Source organism: Thermococcus sp. ES12 (assembly GCF_012027515.1).
In the GTDB taxonomy this organism is placed as follows: domain Archaea; phylum Methanobacteriota_B; class Thermococci; order Thermococcales; family Thermococcaceae; genus Thermococcus; species Thermococcus barossii.
The window spans coordinates 1-395 of record NZ_SNUP01000130.1 but is presented as its reverse complement, the minus strand read 5'-3'; the positions used below and the strand labels follow the sequence as shown (position 1 = coordinate 395).

Annotated in this window: 1 protein-coding gene; it reads right to left on the bottom strand. The window is 40.3% G+C overall.

Annotated elements, in window-relative coordinates; translation table 11 throughout:
* The coding region (locus E3E37_RS11405; RefSeq protein WP_167717469.1) for an NADH-quinone oxidoreductase subunit C at positions 1-353 on the bottom strand (353 nt) is incomplete at its 3' end.
* Positions 354-395: the final 42 nt, after the last annotated feature.

The window sequence follows — 395 nt, the reverse complement described above, 5'->3', positions numbered from 1 at the left end:
AATTCATGAGCATCTCTCTCGTAGGTTTCTGCCACGGGATAGATATCCTTCACTGAAGGTACCTTTGCTTTTTCCACTTCCCTTGGAATCCTTGTCTTTACAAATGCATGGACAGCGTGAGTATAACTCCACATTTGATAAACAAGCTCTATGTCCCCATCTTTAATCCAGTCTACTGCCGTTATTTGCATCATGGTTTCAAAGTTACTCTCTTTAAGAAGTGTGAGAAACTCTCTAATCCTCTCTACGGGGATGTGGAACTCAATTCTCCTAACTCTTCTAACCTTTCCCTCTGCATATGGTGCCTTTTCAAGAATTTGCCTCACTATATTCTCCTCTTTTTCCAGTGTCATGTTTCACTCCTCCTTAACTTTCTTCTTTTTGTTCATTAACCA